We start from the raw sequence: 20346 nt of genomic DNA, 5'->3' as shown, positions 1-20346 counted from the left end.
CGCACGCGGCCGGTGCCTACTCGTGGGCGGACTTGGCCGAGCTGCTGATCTGGGTCCACCAGGTCATCGGCTCGGTGACCTTGAACCGGCGGCCAGTGACGGAGTCGGGGGTAATCCGGACGAATGCGTCCTTGCGGCCCGCCTGCCAGGGAAAGAGGTAGAGCCGGGAGGTGTCCAGGACCTCCTCGGCCCCCTTCACCACTTCGGCGGTTCCCTTGACCACCACGCTCCAGGCGAGTCCGCTCTCCGGATCCACGCCGTCGGCCTCAACCGCCACGGCCGCGTCTCCGGACGCGGCCGATAACTTGCTGCCCTGGCCGGTGCGGAAGACCACCGTGCCGCCGTCCACCGTGTAATTGACGGGGAAGATATCCGGGCGGCCGTCAGCAAGGACGGCCAGCCGGCCAACGGAGACGGTGCGCAGCATGGCCCAGCACTCATGGTGCTCGAGGTTCTGGACGTCAGGTGATGACTCGTTGCTCATGCCGTGAGCATACGCCTTTCACCAGGGGCTGGGCTTGTAATCCTTCAGGAAGACACCGTACTGGTCTTCGCCGTTTTCACCCATGACAATGGGGTCGTAGACCCGGGCCGCACCGTCCACCAGGTCCAGCGGCGCGTGGAAGCCCTCCTCCATGAGCCGGACCTTCGTGTAGTGCGGCCGCTCGTCGGTGATCCAGCCGGTATCCACGGCGGTCATCAGGATGCCGTCGGTATCGAGCATTTCCTGCGCGCTGGTCCTTGTCATCATGTTCAGCGCGGCTTTGGCCATGTTGGTGTGCGGGTGTCCGGCTCCCTTGTAGGCGCGGGAGAACTGGCCTTCCATGGCGGAGACATTGACGATGTATTTGCGGTGTGCCGTGGAACGCTGCATGGCCCCGCGGAGGCGGCTGACCAGCAGGAACGGTGCCGTCACGTTGCAGAGCTGGACTTCAAGCATCTCCAGCGGGTCCACCTCGTCCACCACCTGCGTCCAGCTGTTGATGGTGGCCAGGTCCGGGACCAGGCCGCCGGCGTCGATGGCCGTTCCCGCCGCGATGCGTTCCAGTGAGGCGGAACCGGTGGACAATGCCAACGACGTCACGGCATCCCCGGCGAGGACGGGGTGCTCGGTGACGGTGCCTGCGAGTGCCAGCGGATGCTTGTCATGGGCGTGGCCGAACGTCAGCAGCTCCGGCCCGCCGTTTGCCTGCTCCAGCGCTGCGGGCAGCGGTTCGTCCTCGGCATCCACCAGCGGCTTGTAGGCATTGCCGGAGCGGCGGACGGTCTGGGCAGCGTTGTTGATGATGATGTCCAGCGGCCCGGCGTCGTTCAGGGAGTCGGTCAGTGCCATGACCTGGGACGGGTCGCGGAGGTCGATGCCCACAATCCGCAGCCGGTGCAGCCAGTCGGCGCTGTCCTCCATGGCAGCGAACCGCCGCGCTGCGTCCTTGGGGAACCGCGTGGTGATGGTGGTGTGGGCGCCGTCCCGCAGCAGCCGGAGCGCGATGTACATGCCGATCTTGGCGCGGCCGCCGGTCAGCAGGGCGCTGCGGCCGGTGAGATCGGTCCGGGCATCGCGCTTACTGTGGCTGAACGCCGCGCATTCCGGGCAGAGCTGGTGGTAAAAGGCGTCCACCTGGGTGTAGTGCTGTTTGCAGATGTAGCACGGCCGGGACCGGATGAGGTGGCCGGCCACTTCGCCGGTGGCCGAGGGAGCGAGCTTGTTTCCGCGCGTCTCGTCGTCGATCCGGTCCGGGGCGGCCGTGGCCGTCAGGGCAATAACGGCGCGGTCGGCGTCCGCAATCAGGTCGCGCTTGGTGACCCTGCGGTGGCGCTTGACCGCCTTGAACATCTTGCCGGTGGCCCGGCGCACCGAGATGTAGTCGGGGTGCTCCTCGTCGTAGACGTGGATGGTGTTCAGGACCTTGAGGCAGGCCTGGATTTCCTCAGGGGTCAGGTCGGGGGAGCTCATTGGGTCAATTTTACAGCGTGGACACAGGGCATCATGACTGAAGGACCGGAGGCGCCGTGCAGGCGCCGCCGGTCCTTCCACCGGATGTCAGCGGCGGGTCAGGACACGCGTGCCCCGGGGGAGGCTTCGGCTGCGGCGGCATGGGTCCGGGCCACCTTGTCCACCGACTCGCGCACCTCCGGGTACTGGTCCGCGGCGGCCTTCACGGCGTTGGGGACCAGATGCAGGTTCTTGGCGGCCAGCTGGCGTTCGTGTTCGCCGGGCTCCGGGACTTCCTGGTACTTGGACAGGACGGTGATGCCTGATTCGGTAACCTTGAAGCCGCGTGCACGGTCGAGGTCCGGGTCCAAACCGATGGCGGCGCCGGCCGGCACCTTGACGTTCTTGTCAATGATGGCCCGGTTGATCACGGCGCCCTCGCCGACCTGTACCTTGTCCATCAGGACGGAGTCGATGACCCTGCTGCTGGTCGCCACGTACACGTCGTTGGAGAGGACGGACCCCTCCACCACGCCGCCGGAGATCACCACGCCGCTGGAGACGATCGAGTCCAGGGCGGTGCCCACCGTGTTGTTGAGGCCGCGGACGAACTTGGCGGGCGGGGAGATGCTTTGCCGCGTGTAGATGGGCCACTCGGAGTTGTAGAGGTTGAACACCGGCAGCGGCGAGATGAGGTCCATGTGGGCGTCGTAGAAGGAGTCGATGGTGCCGACGTCGCGCCAGTAGGTGCGGTCGCGTTCGGTGGAGCCGGGGATTTCGTTGAGCGTGAAGTCGTAGACCCCTGCCTCGCCCTGGTTGACGAAGTAGGGGATGATGTCACCGCCCATGTCGTGCTTGGTGTCGAGGCGTTCGGCGTCCACGTGCAGGGCCGCCACCAGGGCGTCGGCGTCGAACACGTAGTTGCCCATGGAGGCGAGGAACTGGGACGGATCCGCGGCGAGGCCGGGCGTGGTGGCGGGTTTCTCCACGAATGCCGCAATCTTCTGCGGATCGTTCTGGTCCACCTCGATGACACCGAACTGGTCGGCCATGCTCAGTGGCTGGCGGACGGCGGCAACCGTTGCCTTGGCCCCGCTGTGGACGTGCTGTTCCACCATCTGGGCGAAGTCCATGCGGTAGACGTGGTCTGCACCGACCACGACGACGATGTCGGGGTTGGCGTCATGGATCAGGTTCAGGGACTGGTAGATGGCGTTGGCGCTGCCCAGGAACCAGCTCTTGCCTACGCGCTGCTGTGCGGGGACGGAGGCGACATAGTTCCCGAGCTGGGTGGACATGCGCCAGGCTTCGGAAATATGCCGGTCAAGGCTGTGGGATTTGTACTGCGTGAGGACCACGATTTGCAGGTAGCGAGAATTCACCAGGTTGGAAATCGCAAAATCGATAAGGCGGTAGCTGCCGGCGAAAGGCACCGCGGGCTTCGCCCGGTCTGCCGTCAGTGGCATCAGTCTGTTTCCCTCGCCACCTGCGAGGACAATGGCCAGGACTTTTTTATTCAACGGCATAGTGGTCGCTCCTGTACGCCTTCGTAACTCCCCAAGACAATCCGGTACGCCCGGACTCCTTCACACTAGAACAGTTATGCGTGAAGGACTACCTTGGGTCTTGTGCGAATAGACATTGTGACTAAAGAGTTCCCGCCGGAAATTTATGGTGGCGCCGGGGTGCACGTCGCCGAATTGAGCAGGGTGCTTAGTAAGCACGTTGACCTGCAGGTTCGTGCCTTCGGTGCCCCCCGCGACGCCGACTATCACGGTGCTGTGGTGACTTCCTACGCTGTACCGGAGGACCTCGGCTCCGCCAACGCCGCTGTGCAGACGTTGGGTGTGGACCTGAGGATCGTCCCGGACATCGCCGGCGCCGACCTGGTCCACTCGCATACCTGGTACGCCAATATGGCCGGCCACCTGGCCTCACTGCTGCACGGAATTCCGCATGTTTTGAGTGCCCACAGCCTTGAACCCCTGCGCCCGTGGAAAGCGGAGCAGCTGGGTGGCGGCTACGCTCTGTCCTCCTGGGTCGAGAAGACCGCTTATGAGGCTGCCGCCGCCATCATCGCCGTGTCCGAGGGCATGCGGCAGGACATCCTGCGCAGTTACCCCGACGTGGACCCGGAGAAGGTCCGGGTGGTGCACAACGGGATCGACGTCGAGATGTGGAAGCGTGACGAAAACGGCGACGCCATCCGTGCGCTCGGCATTGATTCCGCCAGGCCAAGTGTCGTCTTTGTGGGAAGAAACACGCGGCAGAAGGGAGTTCCGTACCTTCTTCGGGCAGCCGCGAAGCTTCCTGACGACGTCCAGCTCGTCCTGTGCCTGGGCGCGGCCGACACCCCGGAACTGGCCGCCGAGACCGCCGCGCTGATCGAGGACCTGCAGAAGCAGCGGACCGGTGTGGTGCTGATCGAGCGGATGTTGCCCCGCCACGAGCTGATCCAGGTCCTGAGCCACGCCACCGCCTTCGCCTGCCCGTCCATTTACGAGCCGCTGGGCATCGTCAACCTCGAGGCCATGGCCTGCGGCGCCGCAGTGGTGGCCAGCGCCACCGGTGGCATTCCCGAGGTGGTGGAGCACGGCCGGACCGGGCTGCTGGTGGACCTTGAGCAGGTCACGGACGGTACCGGGACGCCGCTGGACCCGGAGAAGTTCGTCAGTGAGTTTGCGGCCGCCCTCACGGAAGTCGTGTCCGATCCGGACCGCGCGAGGGCCATGGGACAGGCGGGCCGTGAGCGCGCCGAGAAGCACTTCTCGTGGGAGTCCATCACGGAGACCACCCTTGAGGTGTACCGCTCGGTGCTGCCCGCCAGCAGCTGACGTCCCCTAAGCAGTACGACGACGGCGCCGCTCCCCGTGGAAGGGAAGCGGCGCCGTCGTCGTACCAGGACTTTGCGCTATGCCGGTGCTGAGCCGCTGGCGGGTTAAGGGTTTTTTAGGCCTTGCGGCCGCCGGCCTTCCGCGCCAGCAGCACCTTTTCGTCCACGGGGGTCTGTCCGCTGGCACGCTGGCTGCGGAAGTAGGCGCGGGCCTGGTCCTGGCGTTCCTTCTCGGCGCCGGTGGCGATGGTGGCGCGCACGTGTTCATCGCCGTACCCGAACGCGTCCACCAGGTCCAATGCGTGCGGCCTGATCTTCTCGAGCAGCCTGTTGATGTAGCCGCCCACGGTACGCGCCCGCTGCATGGAAAGCCTGCCGTTCATGAGGTACCAGGAGAGGTTCTTTTCGATCAGGGAAAGCCCGAAAAGGTCACGCAGCCAGGTCAGGACCTTCCTGGTGCCGGGATCGGTGACGTCTGCGAGCGCCTCGGTGAAGGCCTCCCACTGCAGCAGTTCGGCGTGGGCCTGTGCAGCGTCGATCAGTTCGTTCTGGTGGCGGTTGAAGAGGGCCGCGCCCTTGTCCTGCGGGAGCCGGTTGCTGCCCTTGAGCGCGGTGGCAGCCTCAGCGACCATGGTCTGCACCCGGTCGGTGAGGAGGGCCCGCTGTCCTTCCTCGTCCCGCAGGGCGATCGCAGCCTTCTGCACGGAGCCGGTGTCGGTGATGAACTGTGCAACCTGGCGCAGGCCGGTGCGGTGGATGGCCGCGCCGGTGGCCTGCCCCACCACGTAGCGGGCCAGCACGCCGAAGTCCACGTTGCGGAACTCCTTGGCGTAGTCGGCCAGCAGCCGCTTGGCAACGAGCTGCAGCAGCACGGTGTTGTCGCCTTCGAACGTGGCGTAGACGTCAAGATCCGCCCGAAGGGAGGCGAACCGGTTTTCGATCAGGAACCCGGCGCCGCCGCAGGCTTCCCGGCATTCCTGCAGGGTGTCCAGGGCATGCCAGGTGCTGAGGGGCTTGAGGGCCGCCGCAAGGGTTTCGAGGTCCTGGCGGTCGGCATCGGTGTCCGCGGCGCCGGAAAAGACGTCGTCGAACTTCTGCAGCAGCTGTTCGTGCGCAAACCCGGCGGCGTAGGTGGTGGCGAGCCGGGTGAACAGGCGGCGCTGGTGCCGCTGGTAGTCCAGCAGCACTTCCTCGTCCGTGTGGGAGGAGGCGTTGAACTGCCGGCGTTCGGTGGCGTACTGGATGGCGGCTTTCAGCGCCACCTTGGATGCTGCCACCGCTGCACCGTCCAGGGATACCCGGCCCTGGACCAGGGTTCCCAGCATGGTGAAGAAGCGCCGTCCGGGGCTGGCGATGGGGGAGCTGTAGGCGCCGTCGGCAGCGACGTCGCCGTAGCGGTTGAGGAGGTTGGTGCGCGGGACCCTGACATTGGTGAAGTGCAGCCGTCCGTTGTCGATCCCGTTGAGGCCGCCCTTGATTCCATCGTCCTCACCGCCGATGCCCGGCAGGAATTCCTTGGTGTCCGGGTCGCGGAGGTCCACATAGAAGGCGTGGACCCCGTGGTTCACGCCCTGCGTCACCAGCTGGGCGAACACCACAGCGCCGAGTCCGTCCGTTGCGGCGTTTCCGATGTAGTCCTTCCAGGCAGCGCGGAAGGGCGTGTGGATGACGAATTCCGCGGTGGCGGGATCGTAGGTGGCGGTGGTGGCGATGCTGGCAACGTCGGAGCCGTGCCCGGTTTCCGTCATGGCGAAGCAGCCGGGGATGGCCAGGTTCATGATGCCCGGCAGCCACTTGGCGTGGTGCTCTGCTGTGCCAAGGTGCATGATGGCTGAGCCGAACAGCCCCCACTGGACCCCGGCCTTGATCTGCAGCGACGGGTCCGCAACCACCAGCTCCTCGAAGCCGGCGATGTTGCCGCCGTGGTCGTCGGACCCGCCAAGCGCGGAGGGGAAGGCGCGGTGGACCGCCCCGTTGTCAACGAGGTACTGCAACTGCCCGAAGACCCTGGCACGGTGGTCCGTGTGGGTCTGGCCCTCGACCTTGTGCAGTTCGGGACGGGCGGCGAGGTCCCGCGCCTGGCGGCGGACATCCGCCCACTTGCCCAGGAGTTGCCTGCCCAGCGCTTCGGTGTCGACGGCAGGCTGGGGTCGGTCTGTGCCGGCAGCGACCCGGGCGGGGCCGGCCGGGCGGGAACCCTTGGCGGCGGGGCGGTCCACTACTTCAGTCATGTCAATGTCCTTCGTTGGTGCTGACAGGTTGCTTGGTGGTGCTGGGAGTAGACAGTTCGGGTGCTATGCCGACGCAGAGCCAGTCGGTGATTTGGCGGGCCATGGCGTCCTGGCCCGGTTTGGCGGCGGATTCAGGGGTACTGAGCCACTGTTCGCCGGCATTCCGCACCAGCCCGATGGCGGCCTTGGGCCAGAATCCGATGACCGCTTCCTTCCCGCCGCCCAGGTGGGAGCGCATGGGGGTGGCGATCATCTCGGCGACTGCGTCGAAGAAGTGCCCCAGGGCGCCGGAGACGGCCGCGGCGCCGGACGCCTCGGCGTGGCGTGTCACGAAGGTGTAGACGTTCGGGCTGGTGGACGCCATCTGCAGGTAGGCGGAGACCATTGCGAACAACCCTTCCCGCGGCGTCACGGCGCTCTGTGCGGCCTCGCGGATGCGCCGCTGCATCTGGTCCAGGACCACCTCGCCCACCGCCTGCTGCAGCCCGGCCTTGTCGCCGAAGTAGCGGTAGAACACCGACTTGGACGTTCCGGCAGCTGCGGCGATGTCCTCCATGGGGGCGTCGCTGCCAAGGGCGTGTACCGCGCGCCGGGCCTGCTTGATGAGCTGCCGCCGGCGTTCTTCACGGTGGGACTCCCAGCGGGACGATCTGCCGTCCGGACTGGCGGCATGGGAGTGCCCGTCGGCGTGTGCTTCAGTTCGTGCTTCGGGGATGTTCACGATACCCAGCGTATCAGGTACGCTGGGTATCGGTAACCGCATGCGACCAGAGGAGACACCCATGTCCATTGACGGACAGTCGGCCACCGGCCCCGACGAGACAGCCCGCCCAACCGCGGGGGCCACCGCGCTCCGCCGGGCAGTCGTGGTGGGCGGCAACAGGATTCCCTTCGCCCGCGCCGGAGGTGCCTACGCAAAGTCCTCCAACCAGGACATGCTGACGGCAGCCCTGGACGGCCTCATTGCCCGCTTCGGCCTCCAGGACGAACGCGTGGGAGAGGTGGCAGCCGGCGCTGTGCTCAAGCATTCCCGTGACTTCAACCTCACCCGCGAAGCGGTCCTCGGCTCGGCGTTGTCTGCCGAAACGCCGGCCTATGACCTCCAGCAGGCCTGCGCCACGGGCCTGGAAACCGTGGTGGGCCTGTCCAACAAGATCAAGCTCGGCCAGATTGACTCCGCCATCGCCGGTGGCGTCGACTCCGCCTCCGACGCCCCGGTGGTGGTCAGCGAAGGGCTCAGGGAGGTCATCCTCGACCTCAACCGGGCAAAGACGCTGCCGCAGCGGCTGCAGATCCTCAGCCGGCTGCGGCCCAAGGACCTGGCTCCGCTGGCTCCGGGTACGGCAGAACCGCGCACCGGCCTCTCCATGGGCGAGCACCAGGCCCTGACGACCGCCCAATGGAAGGTTTCCCGGGAAGCCCAGGATGAGCTTGCCCTCAACAGCCACCGCAACCTTGCCGCCGCTTACGGGGCCGGGTTCTTTGACGACCTCGTCACCCCCTACCGGGGCCTGTCCCGCGACGGCAACATGCGCGCCGATACCTCGGCGGAAAAGCTCGCGTCGCTGAAGCCCGTCTTCGGCAGGAACCTTGGCGCCGACGCCACCATGACCGCCGGAAACTCGACGCCGCTGACAGACGGCGCCTCGACGGTCCTGCTGGCCTCGGACGAATGGGCCGACGCACGCGACCTGCCGAAGCTGGCTGCCGTGGTGGATGCGGAGGCCGCGGCAGTGGACTTCGTCCACGGCAAGGACGGGCTCCTGATGGCTCCGGTCTTCGCGGTTCCCCGGCTGCTGGCACGCCACAACCTGACCTTGGCGGACATCGACTACTTCGAGATCCACGAGGCCTTCGCGGCCACTGTACTGAGCACGCTTGCTGCCTGGGAGGACGAAGACTTCGGCCGCACCCGGTTGGGCCTGGACGGTGCCCTCGGCAAGGTGGACCGCTCACGTTTGAATGTGAACGGCTCGTCGCTGGCAGCGGGACACCCGTTTGCGGCCACCGGCGGACGCATCGTGGCTTCGCTGGCCAAGCTGCTGCACGCCAAGGGCAGCACGGACGGGCGGCCGGCCCGCGGACTGGTGTCGGTGTGTGCTGCAGGCGGCCAGGGCGTCGTCGCAATCCTGGAATCGGTATAGGAGGCCGGCATGGCAGACAAATACACGCAACTGGTCAACCAGGGGCTCGGCAAGAACGTCGCCAAGAGGCTTGGGCTGCCCCAGCCGGCACTCCTGCGCCGGTACCGCCCGGGCCAGCCCCTGATAGCGGGGCCGGTCGTCATCCAGGGTGATTCCGCTGCGGCCGACAAACTGGGCGCAGAGCTGTTGTCCTGGGACCTGGACGTCCGCCGGCACGCGGTTCCGGGCGAGAAGCTCGGGGCCATCATCCTGGTGCTGGACGAGGTGGAGCGGCCGGAGGATCTCGGCAGGACAGTCCTGAGCGCGGCCGCCTCCCTGAGGGACCTCGCGCCAAGCGGCAGGGTCCTGACAGTTTCCCGTCCCGCCGCTGAAGCCGGTTCGCCTGCAGCTGCAGCGGCCCGTCAGGGAATCGACGGGCTCCTGCGGTCCCTGGCCAAGGAACTGCGTGCCGGGGCAACCGGAAACGGCATCCATCTGGCGGAGGGCGTGGACATCACGAGCCCCAGCGCCCTGGGTGCGGTGCGCTTCTTCCTCTCCGGGCGTTCAGCGTTCGTGGACGGCCAGTTCCTGAAGATTTCCGACGCCGGAGGCACGCTGCCCGAAGACCCTGACCTCCCGCTGGCAGGAAGGATCGCCGTCGTCACCGGCGCAGCCAGGGGGATCGGCGCGCAGATTGCCCGTACCCTGCACAGGGACGGCGCCACTCTGGTGGTGGTGGATCTCCCCGCAGCTGGGGACCACCTGGCGGCCGTGGCCAACGAGGTCAGGGGAACAGCCCTGCAGTTGGACATCAGCCGTGTGGACGCCGGGCAGAGGATCATCGACCATGCCGTCCAACGCCACGGCCGGCTCGATATCGTCATCCACAACGCCGGCATCACCCGCGACAAACTCCTCGCCAATATGGATCCCGCCCGCTGGGACTCGGTCATCAACATCAACATCGCTGCCCAGCTTCGGATCAACGAGGCCCTCCTGGCCTCGGAGCACTTCAGTCAGTCACCGCGTATCGTCACTGTTGCGTCCACCAGCGGGATCGCCGGAAACAGGGGGCAGACCAACTATGCGGCCTCCAAGGGAGGAGTCATGGGCATGGTCAGGGCAACAGCGCCACTGCTGGCAGAAGCCGGCGGAACCATCAACGCAGTGGCGCCGGGGTTCATCGAAACAGAGATGACCGCACGGATCCCCCTGGCCCTCCGGGAAACAGCAAGGCGCCTGAACTCGCTCAAACAGGGCGGCCAGCCCGCGGACGTGGCTGAAACCATCGCCTTCCTTGCCAGCGACTCCGCCGGAGGCATCACCGGGGAAGTGCTCCGGATATGCGGACAGAACCTGGTCGGCGCGTAATGGCGGTGCAACCCCTCATCCTGGGGGAGATGCCGTCACTGTCCAAGCTCTATATTAACGCCGCCGCGCAGGCTGCCCGGCGGCGGCTCCTCGGGACAGGCGATTCCTCCCACCTGCCCGACGAAAGCCACGAGGTGCGGGCAGTCGCGGTGGATGTCGCAAACCTCACCGCCTACCAGCACCTGTTGGGCGAGACCGCCAGTGATGTGCTGCCCGCAGGTTTCGTCCACGCCTTGGCGTTTCCGCTGGCCATGAGCGTGATGAACCGGGACGACTTTCCGCTTCCACTGCTGGGCATGATCCACCTGGGCAACCGGGTGGAACAGCGCGTGCCGCTGCTCTTCACCGAGGCACTCGACATCACGGCGCGGGTAGAGAACCTGCGGGGGCACCGGTCCGGCACGCAGGTGGACGTTGTGGCGGAGGTCCGCAAATCCGGCAGTAATGCCGTTTGCTGGCTGGGAGTCTCCACTTACCTGGCAAAGGGGATCTTCCTGCCGGGAATCGACAAGCCCTCGGCCCAACACGGCAAGCCCGACTTCCGTGCGCCCGATCCGACTGCACTCTGGCAGTTGGGTGTGGATGCGGGCCGGGCTTACGCGGCCGTTTCCGGTGACTTCAACCCCATCCACCTCAGCGTGTTGTCTGCGAAGGCGTTGGGCATGCGCCGGTCGATAGCCCACGGCATGTATTTGGCTTCCAAGGCGCTCGCCGATGTCGGCCCTGCCCGCGGCGATTCCTTTATTTGGGAGGTCGGGTTCGAGGCACCGGTGTTCCTGCCGGCCCGGGTTGCCCTGGACATCACCACTGAACAGGAAGGCACAGGCGCCTGGCACCGTTCGGATTTCGTTGCGTGGAACCCGCGGTCCGGGCGGCGCCACTTCAGCGGTTCAGTTGCGGCGCTTGAAGACGCGGCTTCGGGCAATGGTGACGAAAGGGCCGGAAAGGACACACCCGGCCTCACCGAAACCGGCGTTTCCGGGCCGGTGCAGGAAAAGCGAATCTAGGAACGCCCGCTAGTCTGCCGGACGGACGGCACGAAGAATGCGGTGCAGGCTGAGCAGGATTGATTCCGAAGCGGGCACCGTTCCCTGCTCGGATTCCCGGGTGGAGGTGGCAGCCATGCACGCGTCCACCGCTGCCTTCGCGGCATCGAAGCGGTCCTGGTGCCCCTGCCTGTCATCATTCCCGTAAGACGTCAGCAGATCTCCGGCGGCCGTCATCGCCTGGGACAGAGGTTTGCTGTCCTGCACCGGCACCTCGTAGGGGACTTCGCTCTCCCAAATGACATCGGAGAGGACATCGGTCATGTCCTGGATGTGGAACGTCACCCGCTCCAGCTCGCGCAGGTGGCGGTAGTCCTCGTCCACGTCGCGGGGATGGAATCGCCGCCTTGGATTGCCCCGGCGGCTGGCGTCGGCTTCCCTGACGAGGTGGCGTACGGAACGTGTGGCAGCTGCCAGTTCATCGGACCGGCGGGACCATTCGGCATGGGCGGGCGGCCACTCTTCCCGGAGCGCCTTCCCCATGTCGGTGAGCTGGGTGCCGAGGGCGCGTCGCAGTTCATCGAGGCTGGCTGCTGCTGCGTTGAAGTGCAGGGGCGGAAAAATCACGAAATTGACGCCAATGCCCACGGCCACCCCCACGCCCATCTGCACCAGGTACCCGAACGAAAAATCATCGGGATGGCTGTTGCCCACCAGCAACACGAGGAGGGCCGCCGTCGGAATCCAATCGCTGCCGGACCCGATGCCGGGCAGGCCGCCCAGGAGGACGCCGATGCCCATGAAGATCGCCACGGTAAGCGGCGAGGGATCGGTGTACGCCACCAGGACGAATGCCAGGCCTATGCCGACGGCGAGGCCGGCAAGTGCCTGCAGTCCCTGGCGGACCGAGCCGGCGATGTTGTGGTACATCACCACCAAAGCTCCCAGGGGAGCGTAGTAGGGGTAGTCTGCAGCTGCCCCGGGCATCAGGGGCGCGATCAGGAAGGCAAGCCCGGCCGCGATGGCCGCTTTGGCGGCCAACTGGAGCCGCTGGGCGGCGAAGGCGGCCGAGAGACCGGACACCGCCCGTTTCAGGATCTCGGTTCCCCGGCCCCATATGACTTGCGTTCTGGCTTGCGGCGTGCTCATCCGCCCAACCTTAGGGTGGTTTTCCCTCAACCCCAAAAGGCGCAGGTCAGAGCGCCCGATGGTTTGGGAGCACTATGCCAGCGCGGCCGCCGAGCGCCGTACTGCGGCCGCCAGCCGGTGGGCCCGGCCGGGCGTCCGCCCGTCCTCGGCCCGCCGCGGAATGTAACCGAACCCGAGGGCGTATGAGGGGTCGGCAAAGCCAAGGGCGGCGTTGGCGCCCTCATGGCCGAAGGCCCGGTGGCTGCCAAAGTTGCGGGATGGATGAGGCTTCATGAAGACCACAGCGAAAGCGTTGTCCAGGCCTGAAGAACGGTCCAGCCCCCAGACCTGTTCGGCGGACATCCGGCGGACCGTGTCCTTGCCAAGGAACGGTTCTGAGCCGTCCGCGCCGGTGGTGGCCGCAGCGTACAGGCGGGCAAGGCCGTCCGCTGAGCCCACGCCTCCGGCGGCTGACATTCCGGCTGCGCGGACGGCCTTGATGTTCGGTAGTTCCATGATGGTGCTGACCGGCGAGTTCGAGTTGAGCCCGTCCAGGCTCAACGGATCAAGCCACGGCTGGTCCGCTTCAGTCGTATACAGGACGTCCCTGTAACGGTGTTCCTCCTCCTCGGGCAGCCCCAGGAAGAATTCCACACCATACGGGATCCGGATCCGCCGATCGTAGAGGTCCTGCAATGACTCTCCCGACGTACGCCGGCAAAGCTCCTCCATCAGGATGCCTATGGTGAGCGCGTGGTAGCCGAATTGCCGTCCGGGTTGCCACAAAGGCCGGGCTGAGGCCAGCCTGGCCGCAGCCCCGGGTGTTGTGAACTCGCCCAGCCCAAAGCCGCCCGCGATGCCCGGCAGCCCGGCCTGGTGCGACAGGGCCTCACGTACCAGCAACCGGTCCTTGCCGTGCACCCCAAACTCCGGCCAATAGAAGGCCACCGGCCGGTCGAGGTCAAGGACGTTGTCCTGCACAAGCAGTGAAATGACCATGGCGGCGACACCCTTGGAGCATGAATAAGCTCCGGTAACGGTATCGGCGGCGATGTCCGGGCCGCCGGCCAGGCCCACAACGCGGACGCCGCCGTGGTACGCAGCGAGCTGGGCGCTGTAACCAGGATCCTCGGCCAGGAAAGACTCAAACAGGTCGAGGACGTTTTCGAAGCCGGCCGCTACTGCGCCGCGGGAAATCTGCATCCCCACATTTTAGAGGAAACCGCTTTCCGCCTAGTGTGCCGCTCCGTGCCCCGGGGATATTTCCTCGCCCTTCCTGACTGGCCCTGGTGGCGTTCCGTCCCCGAAAGGCCGGCCGCCGAGGGCTTCCCGGCCGTGCGCTTCGAGCCACCCGGACAGATCCGGCCCGGCCGGAACGATGCCGGTGGGATTGATGTCCTCGTGAACGATGTAATAGTGCTGCTTGATCTGCACGAAGTCTGTGGTGTCGCCGAAACCGGGAGTTTGGAAGAGGTCGCGGGCATAGGCCCACAGGGCCGGCATTTCGCTAAGCTTTTGCCGGTTGCATTTGAAGTGGCCGTGGTAGACCGCGTCAAAGCGTGCCAGCGTCGTGAACAGGCGGACATCCGCCTCCGTGATGGTGTCACCAACCAGGTAACGCCGGGCGGTGAGGCGGTCCTCCAGCCAGTCCAGGGCTGTCCAGAGCCGGTCGTAGGCGGCCAGGTACGCGTCCTGGGATCCTGCAAACCCGCACCGGTACACGCCGTTGTTCACTTCGGTGAACACCCGCTTGTTCACCTCATCGATTTCGTCCCGCAACCGTTCCGGATAAAGGTCAGGGGCGCCCGGCCGGTGGAATTCAGTCCACTCCGTAGAGAAATCCAGCGTGATTTGGGGGAAGTTGTTTGTCACGACAGCGCCGGTGGGCACGTCCACCAGGGCAGGAACGGTGATGCCCCGCGGGTAGTCAGGAAAACGCCTGAAGTAGGCTTCCTGCAACCGCTCGATGCCCAGGACCGGATCCTTTCCCCCGGGATCAAGGTCGAATGTCCAGGACCGGGCATCATGCGTTGGTCCGGGCTGCCCAAGGGAGATTGCTTCCTCGAGGCCCAGCAGCCTGCGCACGATGACTGTCCGGTTGGCCCAGGGGCACGCCCGCGCTGCAACCAGCCGGTAGCGTCCCGCTTCGGCGGGCCAGCCTGGCTCGCCGTGGTCCCCGGGCCTGCCATCCCGGGTCACCCGGTCCTCAATGTAGTTGGTGTCCCGCTTAAATTCGTGGCCGCCGGTAACGTAGGCGCCCCGGGTGCTGTGCTCCCCGGTTCCGCCGGCCGTCGGGGTGCTCTCAGTGTCGTGGCTCATCTGCCCAGCCTATGCGCCAGCAGACAGGACTGCGGTGACAGGCTGCAACGCGACGATCCACGAGCCGGCCACAATAGCCGAAAAAAGGACAATCCATACGCCCGAGGGAACATGGGTGGCCCTGTACAGCAGGTAGGCGTCCGAGGTCGCAAGCTGGCTCCGCCTGCGGAGGTGTACATGGGCTAGTTTGATGAGGTCCCTCACCGCCCCAACCAGCAAGGCCAGCCCCAGGATCACGGCGACGTGGCCAGTGAATTCCCTGGGAACAACGAGGATCATGGCCAGTGCAGCGCAAATCGCTGCCACCGTGATGAGGAATCCGGCAAGGTTGCGCAGGAACAGCAGGGTGGCCACCAGGGCAAGGCCTCCCGCGGCGATGGCGGCCGGACCCCAGCCCCTGAATCCGCACACCACCAACACGGCGCCGGCCACCGCCGGAACAGGATACCCCCAGAAGCATGACCACACAGTGGCGAGCCTGCTGCGGCTGTAAGTGGTGGTAGTGCCGGAATGATCGAGCCGCAAGTGGATGCCGGAGAGCCGCTGTCCGCTGGTGACGGCAGCAAAAGCATGGCCGAGCTCATGCGTGGCCGTGGTCAGGAGACCAAAGTACTTCCAGGAGCGCCGCGGTACGGACAGCGCAGTCGCGGCCATTAGCGCCAGCACAAGTTCGGTCAAGGTGATGAGGGGCGGTGCCGTGCGGGTGAAGGATGCCAACAGGACCTGCCACAGGTCGGCGGGGCCGTTCATCCGGGCGTGCCATGTCTCATGATCAGGGTGCCGTCCATGGCTCCAACGCTCCCGGGCCACGCTGGACGTCCCCTTAAAGCCGGAAGGCACGCCGGGTGGCGTGCCTTCCGTTGCGGCCGGATCGGGGAGGATCCGAAGGGTTCCTGGTGCCTAGCCTTCGCACTCGGTGCAGTAGCTGTGACCATCCTTCTGGCGGGCTATCTGGGACCGGTGCCGGACCAGGAAGCAGGAGTAGCAGGTGAATTCGTCGTCAGCCTGCGGAATGACCTGCACCACGAGCTCTTCGGCAACGAATTCGCCACCCGGTACGCCCGCGCTGTCGAGCCCATCAGCCTCATCCAGCTCAAGGACGACACTTCGCGCATCGGGAGCATTCGCTGACTGGAGCTGCTCGAGCGAGTTGTCCTGCGACTCCTTGACGTCGGAGCGCAGTTCATCATAATCGGTTGCCAATTTAGGTGCTTCTCTTTTCTTTGGTTGGCCTGTCGCGTATGAAACGTACAGCATCAAGGGGGTATTCCCCAAGAGAGGGAGTATATTTACCGCCGCCTGGGTACAGGTTCCATGAGGCGGCCGGGCCATGACCACTGGATGGTTTCCGCGCCGGAAACGGTGGGCGCAACGGCAGTTGTGCGTCCAAAGGATCCGAAAGGACGTACGTGGAACTACTCACTGCAGGATTTGGCGGTGCCGCCCAGGTAGCAACGGGCGTTGGCCCCGTCCTGGAGAAATTCGACGGCATCTCGCGGATTGCCGTCCTGCGCGGCGGTGGACTGGGTGACCTGATCTTCGCTATTCCCGCGATGGCGGCGCTTAAAGCGGCCTATCCGGAGGCAGCCCTGACGCTCCTCGGCACGCCCGTTCAGCAGGCGCTTTTGGCTGCCGTGGAAAGTCCGGTTGACGAATTCTGCCTGCTGCCGTTTGCGGAAGGCGTTCGGCCCGGTGGTGAAGATCACTCAGAGCTGGAAGGTTTTTTCGATCGGCAGCGGGCACGACCCTTTGATCTCGCCGTACAGCTTCATGGCGGCGGACGGTACTCGAACCCTTTCCTGCTCCGCTTGGGCGCACGGCACACGGTCGGCACCCAGACGTCGGATGCCGTGGGCCTGGAGCGGACCGTTCCCTACATCTACTACCAGCATGAACCCCTGCGTGCCCTGGAGGTGGCAGGGTTCGCCGGCGCCACGCCTGTGGACCTTGAAGCGAGGCTTGTCCCCGCGGCGGAGGTGCGGGCGATACGCCACGCAGCCAACGACGACGGTGCGCCGCCCCTCGTGGTGATCCACCCGGGGGCAACCGACCCACGCCGTCGTTGGCCCGTTGAGCGCTTTGCACAGCTTGCCGGCACATGCGCCGCGGACGGCTGCCGCGTCGCGGTCATCGGCGATGGCAGCGAACAGGAGCTGGGAAAACAGATCGCAGGCACTGCCGCCTCAAAGTCCGTGGAGTCCCTGGCGGGCAAGCTCACTATGGCCGAACTGGTAGGCCTGCTGGCCGACGCCTCCGTGGTGGTGGGAAACGACAGCGGCCCCCGCCATCTTGCCCAGGCGCTTGGTGTGCCAACTGTGGGCATTTTCTGGGTGGGGAATGTCATCAACGCCGGGGCCCTGGGAAGGGCAATGCACCGTGTGCACATGTCCTGGCTCACGGAGTGCCCAACCTGCGGGATCGACATAACGCAGGTGGGCTGGACGGCACCGCGTTGTGCGCACGACGATTCAATCGTCGCCGGGGTAGAGGTCAGGGAGGTCTACGAGGATGTTCGGAACCTGGTGGCCACAGCCGTGAGGAGGTCACCGGCGTGAACGGGGGAGCTGTGCCCATGGACGCTTTGGGCAGCGGAACAGCCGACAAGCCCGAATTGCTGGTGCTCAGGGCGCTGAAACTCGGCGACCTGTTGGTGGCCGTTCCGGCGTTGAAGGCCATCCGTCGGGCCTACCCGGAGCACAGGCTCCGATATGCAGCCCAGGGTTGGCTGTCCGAGATGCTGGGCCTGGTGGGCGGGTATGAGCTGCTGCCCACGCACGGGCTCGACGAGCCGTTGGCCCTTCGGCCCGGAGTGGTGGACGTGGCCGTGAACCTCCACGGAAACGGTCCGGAAAGTGCTGCCCGGATCGAGGCGCTGGAGGCCCGGCGAACCATTGCCTACCGCAGTGGCAACCTTGATGGTCCACCATGGCGGGCAGAACTGCATGAGCGCGAACGCTGGGCACATCTGCTGTCCTGGCACGGCATCGAAACCGATCCAACAGATCTTCGGCTTGAACATCCGAGGGTTCCCAACCCTGTGCCGGTAGCAACGGTGGTGCACGTTGGTGCCGCGTATGGCAGCCGGCTCTGGCCGGCCGAGAGGTTTGGCGCCGTTGCCGCGGAACTCGCACAGGCCGGTCACCACGTGGTCTTCACCGGTGCGGAGGGGGAAAGAAGCCGCGCCCATGCTGTCTGCCGGCTGGCTGGTCTCCCGGCGGAATCCGTTCTCGCCGGCAGCCTGGGTTTGGCCGGGTTCGCCGCCATCATTGCCGGCGCCAGGCTCGTAATCTCCGCCGACACCGGCGCCGCCCACCTGGCATCGGCCTATGGCACGCCCTCCGTGGTGCTCTTCGGCCCGGCGCCACCGGAAATCTGGGGTCCCCCGCCGGGCCCGCACGTTGTGCTCACAAAGGCAAAGCTCCGCCGCGGCGACACCTTTTCCGACGTTCCGGACCCGGCTCTGCTGGGAGTAGAGGTTGACGATGTCCTGTCAGCGGTAAGCGGCCTCGGTCTGCTCCCGGCTTGAGCAAAATTTGTGGATTGGGAAAGCGCCGGGCGGCGGCGTCGATCCTAAAATGGAGACATGGGCACCGAGATTGGCATTGCCTTGGTATTGCTGACAGCGTTCCTCTGGATGGCCGGGACGCTGGTAATCCTCTCCGCCATCGACCGGCCGGAACGCAAAGCCCGCCGCCAGGAGCGGCGCGACACCCGGGCTGGAGACCACAGGCGGAGAGTAGAGTACCGTCCCGTCGCGGCGGGTTCCCGCCCGGAGGGCCGCAGGCGACATTCCCGGACGAGGACGCTGCGTCCGCACTGAGGCGCCCTGTGGGCTGCGGCATCAACGTCACCGCAGTCCACCTTGAGTCACGAAAGAACACTTCGTAGTAATCCGGTGAAGTTTATCCATCGAACGGAGTTTTGGCCCCGTTTAGCCCTACGATGGTCTCGCATCACTCTGTCTACCATTCCGGGGGGAATCAATGAGCTATCCGCAATACCCAAACCAGCAGCAGCAACAGGCAACGTCCTACCAGCCTGGCGGGGAGCCGCCGCTGTGGGCTCCGTACTACGGTGCCACGCTGCCCATTGCCGCCAAGCGGTTCTTCAAGAAGTACGCCACCTTCTCGGGCCGGGCCAGCCGGAGCGAGTACTGGTGGTGGGCGCTGATCGGCTTTGCCGTCAGCGTCGTCCTGAACATCATCATGCAGGTCGGCGGCACAGCAGGTGCCACCGTCGCCGCGAACGGTTCCAGTGTTCCCGGGCCGGGTTTCCTGGTGGGCTCCATCATTGCCTTCGTGTGGGGCCTGGCAGTGCTCGTGCCGTCACTGGCACTCCTGGTCCGCCGCCTGCACGATGTCAACATCAGCGGCTGGCTGGTGCTGATCATCCTGGTGCCGTTCCTGGGGGCCTTGGCGCTCATCGTCATTGCCATCCTGCCGTCCAATCCGGCCGGGCAGCGGTTCGACCAGCCCGCGGGCTGATAGCCGCACGGCCTTGACGAAAGGGAGCCCGATCATATCGATCGGGCTCCCTTTTGCTTTGCATCAAACATTGGGTTCCGCAGCGTCACGCCGCGGCCTAGGCTGACGCTGTGGAGTGTGAGGTGAGCGGTGTTCCGGTGCATTACGCGGCATTCGGCGACGGCGACCCGGTCCTGGTCCTGCACGGCGCCGGCGTGGACCATCGGGAGGTGGCAGCCGTTTTTGAGCCAATATTCGGCAGGCTGCCCGGCTATCGGAGGATCTACCCTGACCTCCCGGGCATGGGCCGCACGCCGGCGGCCGCAACGCTTGCGGGTGCCGATGACGTGCTCGACCTTTTGCTTGGTTTCGTTGACGCCATCGTCGGCCCGGAACCCTTCCGGCTCATCGGCCACTCTGCGGGCGCGTACTTTGCCCGTGCGATGGCGGGCAAGAGGGTGCGGCAGGTCGCAGGGCTCGCCCTGGTCTGTCCACTGGGCGGGAGCGCCAAGGACGTTCCGGAACACAAGGTCCTGGTTGCTTCCGTCGATCCGGACAAGCTGTTGGGCACCGAAGAGGCCGCATCGTTCGGGGAGTACTTTGTGGTCCAGACGCAGGCAACGCTGGACCGATTCCTGGAAGCGGTGGCTCCCTCCCTGGGCCTGGCAGACGAGGCAGCGCTGGAACGGATTGCGCGGCAGTGGGAGTTCCGCGGCACCGCTCCCGACAGCCAGTCGTATGTGGGTCCTACGCTCATCCTTGCCGGCCGGCAGGACGCCGCGGTGGGCTACGCCGGTGCCTGGGACCTCCTTCAGCTCTACCCCCGGGCCACTTTCGCCGTGCTAGACCAGGCAGGACACGCGCTCCCGCATGAGCAGCCGGACCTCCTCGAAGCTTTGGTTACCGAGTGGCTGGGCCGCTCAGTCAGCCAAAGGCCGGTCCCACCCGGCGCCTAGTTA

The 20346-nt window shown here is 66.0% G+C and carries 19 protein-coding genes; 9 read left to right on the top strand and 10 right to left on the bottom strand.

Features of this window, described 5'->3' with window-relative positions:
* Positions 1-16 precede the first annotated feature (16 nt).
* The 3 genes from QE394_RS19585 to glgC form a co-directional block, all read right to left on the bottom strand.
* Positions 17-484, bottom strand: coding sequence for a pyridoxamine 5'-phosphate oxidase family protein (locus tag QE394_RS19585; protein ID WP_056079115.1), 468 nt, complete (start codon positions 482-484; stop codon positions 17-19).
* Positions 485-502: 18 nt separating this feature from the next.
* On the bottom strand, positions 503-1954 hold the full coding sequence (locus tag QE394_RS19580) for an SDR family NAD(P)-dependent oxidoreductase (RefSeq protein ID WP_056079119.1): 1452 nt from the start codon (positions 1952-1954) through the stop codon (positions 503-505).
* A gap of 98 nt (positions 1955-2052) precedes the next feature.
* Entirely contained in the window at positions 2053-3459 is a 1407-nt protein-coding gene (glgC, locus tag QE394_RS19575; protein WP_056079122.1) for a glucose-1-phosphate adenylyltransferase, read from the bottom strand.
* 102 nt (positions 3460-3561) lie between these two features.
* Between glgC and glgA the strand changes: the two genes are divergently transcribed.
* The gene (glgA, locus tag QE394_RS19570; RefSeq protein ID WP_349035311.1) at positions 3562-4767 is read left to right on the top strand and encodes a glycogen synthase; all 1206 of its coding nucleotides are present in this window, start codon (positions 3562-3564) and stop codon (positions 4765-4767) included.
* A gap of 115 nt (positions 4768-4882) precedes the next feature.
* Here glgA and QE394_RS19565 read toward each other — a convergent pair whose 3' ends face one another.
* A complete protein-coding gene (locus QE394_RS19565) occupies positions 4883-6997 on the bottom strand; it encodes an acyl-CoA dehydrogenase (RefSeq protein ID WP_349035310.1) in 2115 nt (704 codons plus the stop codon).
* 1 nt (position 6998) lies between these two features.
* Positions 6999-7781 (bottom strand): TetR/AcrR family transcriptional regulator, encoded by a 783-nt coding sequence (locus tag QE394_RS19560; RefSeq protein ID WP_261620374.1) that lies wholly within the window; start codon positions 7779-7781, stop codon positions 6999-7001.
* Between QE394_RS19560 and QE394_RS19555 the strand changes: the two genes are divergently transcribed.
* The 3 genes from QE394_RS19555 to QE394_RS19545 are packed head-to-tail and all read left to right on the top strand — an operon-like array spanning position 7780 to position 11498.
* Positions 7780-9141: an acetyl-CoA C-acetyltransferase gene (locus tag QE394_RS19555; protein WP_261620355.1), complete on the top strand. Its 1362-nt coding sequence runs from the start codon at positions 7780-7782 to the stop codon at positions 9139-9141. The two genes, QE394_RS19560 and QE394_RS19555, sit on opposite strands and share 2 nt — an antisense overlap.
* A 9-nt stretch (positions 9142-9150) precedes the next feature.
* Positions 9151-10491, top strand: coding sequence for a 3-oxoacyl-ACP reductase (locus tag QE394_RS19550; RefSeq protein WP_349035309.1), 1341 nt, complete (start codon positions 9151-9153; stop codon positions 10489-10491).
* Positions 10491-11498: a MaoC/PaaZ C-terminal domain-containing protein gene (locus QE394_RS19545; RefSeq protein WP_349035308.1), complete on the top strand. Its 1008-nt coding sequence runs from the start codon at positions 10491-10493 to the stop codon at positions 11496-11498. Before QE394_RS19550 ends, QE394_RS19545 begins: the two co-directional genes overlap by 1 nt.
* A gap of 9 nt (positions 11499-11507) precedes the next feature.
* Here the strand turns inward: QE394_RS19545 and QE394_RS19540 are convergent, their stop codons facing one another.
* From QE394_RS19540 to QE394_RS19520, 5 genes are all read right to left on the bottom strand, one after another.
* On the bottom strand, positions 11508-12626 hold the full coding sequence (locus QE394_RS19540) for an FUSC family protein (RefSeq protein WP_349035307.1): 1119 nt from the start codon (positions 12624-12626) through the stop codon (positions 11508-11510).
* Between the two features lie 72 nt (positions 12627-12698).
* Complete coding sequence (locus QE394_RS19535) at positions 12699-13808, bottom strand: serine hydrolase domain-containing protein (RefSeq protein ID WP_349035306.1); 1110 nt, start codon at positions 13806-13808, stop codon at positions 12699-12701.
* A gap of 30 nt (positions 13809-13838) precedes the next feature.
* Positions 13839-14924: a glutathione S-transferase family protein gene (locus QE394_RS19530; RefSeq protein ID WP_349035305.1), complete on the bottom strand. Its 1086-nt coding sequence runs from the start codon at positions 14922-14924 to the stop codon at positions 13839-13841.
* A gap of 9 nt (positions 14925-14933) precedes the next feature.
* Positions 14934-15674 carry a M50 family metallopeptidase gene (locus QE394_RS19525; protein WP_261620350.1) on the bottom strand — a complete coding sequence of 247 codons (741 nt, stop codon included), beginning with the start codon at positions 15672-15674 and terminating at the stop codon, positions 14934-14936.
* Between the two features lie 150 nt (positions 15675-15824).
* Positions 15825-16127 carry a DUF4193 domain-containing protein gene (locus QE394_RS19520; RefSeq protein ID WP_015937093.1) on the bottom strand — a complete coding sequence of 101 codons (303 nt, stop codon included), beginning with the start codon at positions 16125-16127 and terminating at the stop codon, positions 15825-15827.
* A 206-nt stretch (positions 16128-16333) separates the two neighbouring features.
* Here QE394_RS19520 and QE394_RS19515 point away from each other — a divergent pair, with 206 nt between their 5' ends.
* The 5 genes from QE394_RS19515 to QE394_RS19495 all read left to right on the top strand — a co-directional run bounded on the left by QE394_RS19515 (position 16334) and on the right by QE394_RS19495 (position 20343).
* The gene (locus QE394_RS19515; protein WP_349035304.1) at positions 16334-17479 is read left to right on the top strand and encodes a glycosyltransferase family 9 protein; all 1146 of its coding nucleotides are present in this window, start codon (positions 16334-16336) and stop codon (positions 17477-17479) included.
* A 17-nt stretch (positions 17480-17496) separates the two neighbouring features.
* The gene (locus tag QE394_RS19510) at positions 17497-18450 is read left to right on the top strand and encodes a glycosyltransferase family 9 protein (protein ID WP_349035442.1); all 954 of its coding nucleotides are present in this window, start codon (positions 17497-17499) and stop codon (positions 18448-18450) included.
* A gap of 57 nt (positions 18451-18507) precedes the next feature.
* Complete coding sequence (locus tag QE394_RS19505; RefSeq protein WP_349035303.1) at positions 18508-18744, top strand: hypothetical protein; 237 nt, start codon at positions 18508-18510, stop codon at positions 18742-18744.
* Between the two features lie 163 nt (positions 18745-18907).
* A complete protein-coding gene (locus tag QE394_RS19500) occupies positions 18908-19408 on the top strand; it encodes a DUF805 domain-containing protein (protein WP_349035302.1) in 501 nt (166 codons plus the stop codon).
* A 122-nt stretch (positions 19409-19530) separates the two neighbouring features.
* Positions 19531-20343, top strand: coding sequence for an alpha/beta hydrolase (locus QE394_RS19495; protein WP_082497376.1), 813 nt, complete (start codon positions 19531-19533; stop codon positions 20341-20343).
* Positions 20344-20346 lie beyond the last annotated feature (3 nt).

The organism is Pseudarthrobacter sp. SORGH_AS 212 (genome assembly GCF_030818145.1).
In the GTDB taxonomy this organism is placed as follows: domain Bacteria; phylum Actinomycetota; class Actinomycetes; order Actinomycetales; family Micrococcaceae; genus Arthrobacter.
The sequence above is the reverse complement of the archived record's forward strand: the minus strand, read 5'-3'. Positions and strand labels throughout refer to the sequence as shown.

What these genes read in the sequence shown, in the direction of transcription:
- QE394_RS19585 (WP_056079115.1), bottom strand. Translation starts at nt 484, where the DNA reads ATGAGCAACGAGTCATCACCTGACGTCCAGAACCTCGAGCACCATGAG.
- QE394_RS19580 (WP_056079119.1), bottom strand. Translation starts at nt 1,954, where the DNA reads ATGAGCTCCCCCGACCTGACCCCTGAGGAAATCCAGGCCTGCCTCAAG.
- glgC (WP_056079122.1), bottom strand. Translation starts at nt 3,459, where the DNA reads ATGCCGTTGAATAAAAAAGTCCTGGCCATTGTCCTCGCAGGTGGCGAG.
- QE394_RS19565 (WP_349035310.1), bottom strand. Translation starts at nt 6,997, where the DNA reads ATGACTGAAGTAGTGGACCGCCCCGCCGCCAAGGGTTCCCGCCCGGCC.
- QE394_RS19555 (WP_261620355.1), top strand. Translation starts at nt 7,780, where the DNA reads ATGTCCATTGACGGACAGTCGGCCACCGGCCCCGACGAGACAGCCCGC.
- QE394_RS19560 (WP_261620374.1), bottom strand. Translation starts at nt 7,781, where the DNA reads ATGGGTGTCTCCTCTGGTCGCATGCGGTTACCGATACCCAGCGTACCT.
- QE394_RS19550 (WP_349035309.1), top strand. Translation starts at nt 9,151, where the DNA reads ATGGCAGACAAATACACGCAACTGGTCAACCAGGGGCTCGGCAAGAAC.
- QE394_RS19545 (WP_349035308.1), top strand. Translation starts at nt 10,491, where the DNA reads ATGGCGGTGCAACCCCTCATCCTGGGGGAGATGCCGTCACTGTCCAAG.
- QE394_RS19540 (WP_349035307.1), bottom strand. Translation starts at nt 12,626, where the DNA reads ATGAGCACGCCGCAAGCCAGAACGCAAGTCATATGGGGCCGGGGAACC.
- QE394_RS19535 (WP_349035306.1), bottom strand. Translation starts at nt 13,808, where the DNA reads ATGCAGATTTCCCGCGGCGCAGTAGCGGCCGGCTTCGAAAACGTCCTC.
- QE394_RS19530 (WP_349035305.1), bottom strand. Translation starts at nt 14,924, where the DNA reads ATGAGCCACGACACTGAGAGCACCCCGACGGCCGGCGGAACCGGGGAG.
- QE394_RS19525 (WP_261620350.1), bottom strand. Translation starts at nt 15,674, where the DNA reads ATGAACGGCCCCGCCGACCTGTGGCAGGTCCTGTTGGCATCCTTCACC.
- QE394_RS19510 (WP_349035442.1), top strand. Translation starts at nt 17,497, where the DNA reads ATGGACGCTTTGGGCAGCGGAACAGCCGACAAGCCCGAATTGCTGGTG.
- QE394_RS19505 (WP_349035303.1), top strand. Translation starts at nt 18,508, where the DNA reads ATGGGCACCGAGATTGGCATTGCCTTGGTATTGCTGACAGCGTTCCTC.
- QE394_RS19500 (WP_349035302.1), top strand. Translation starts at nt 18,908, where the DNA reads ATGAGCTATCCGCAATACCCAAACCAGCAGCAGCAACAGGCAACGTCC.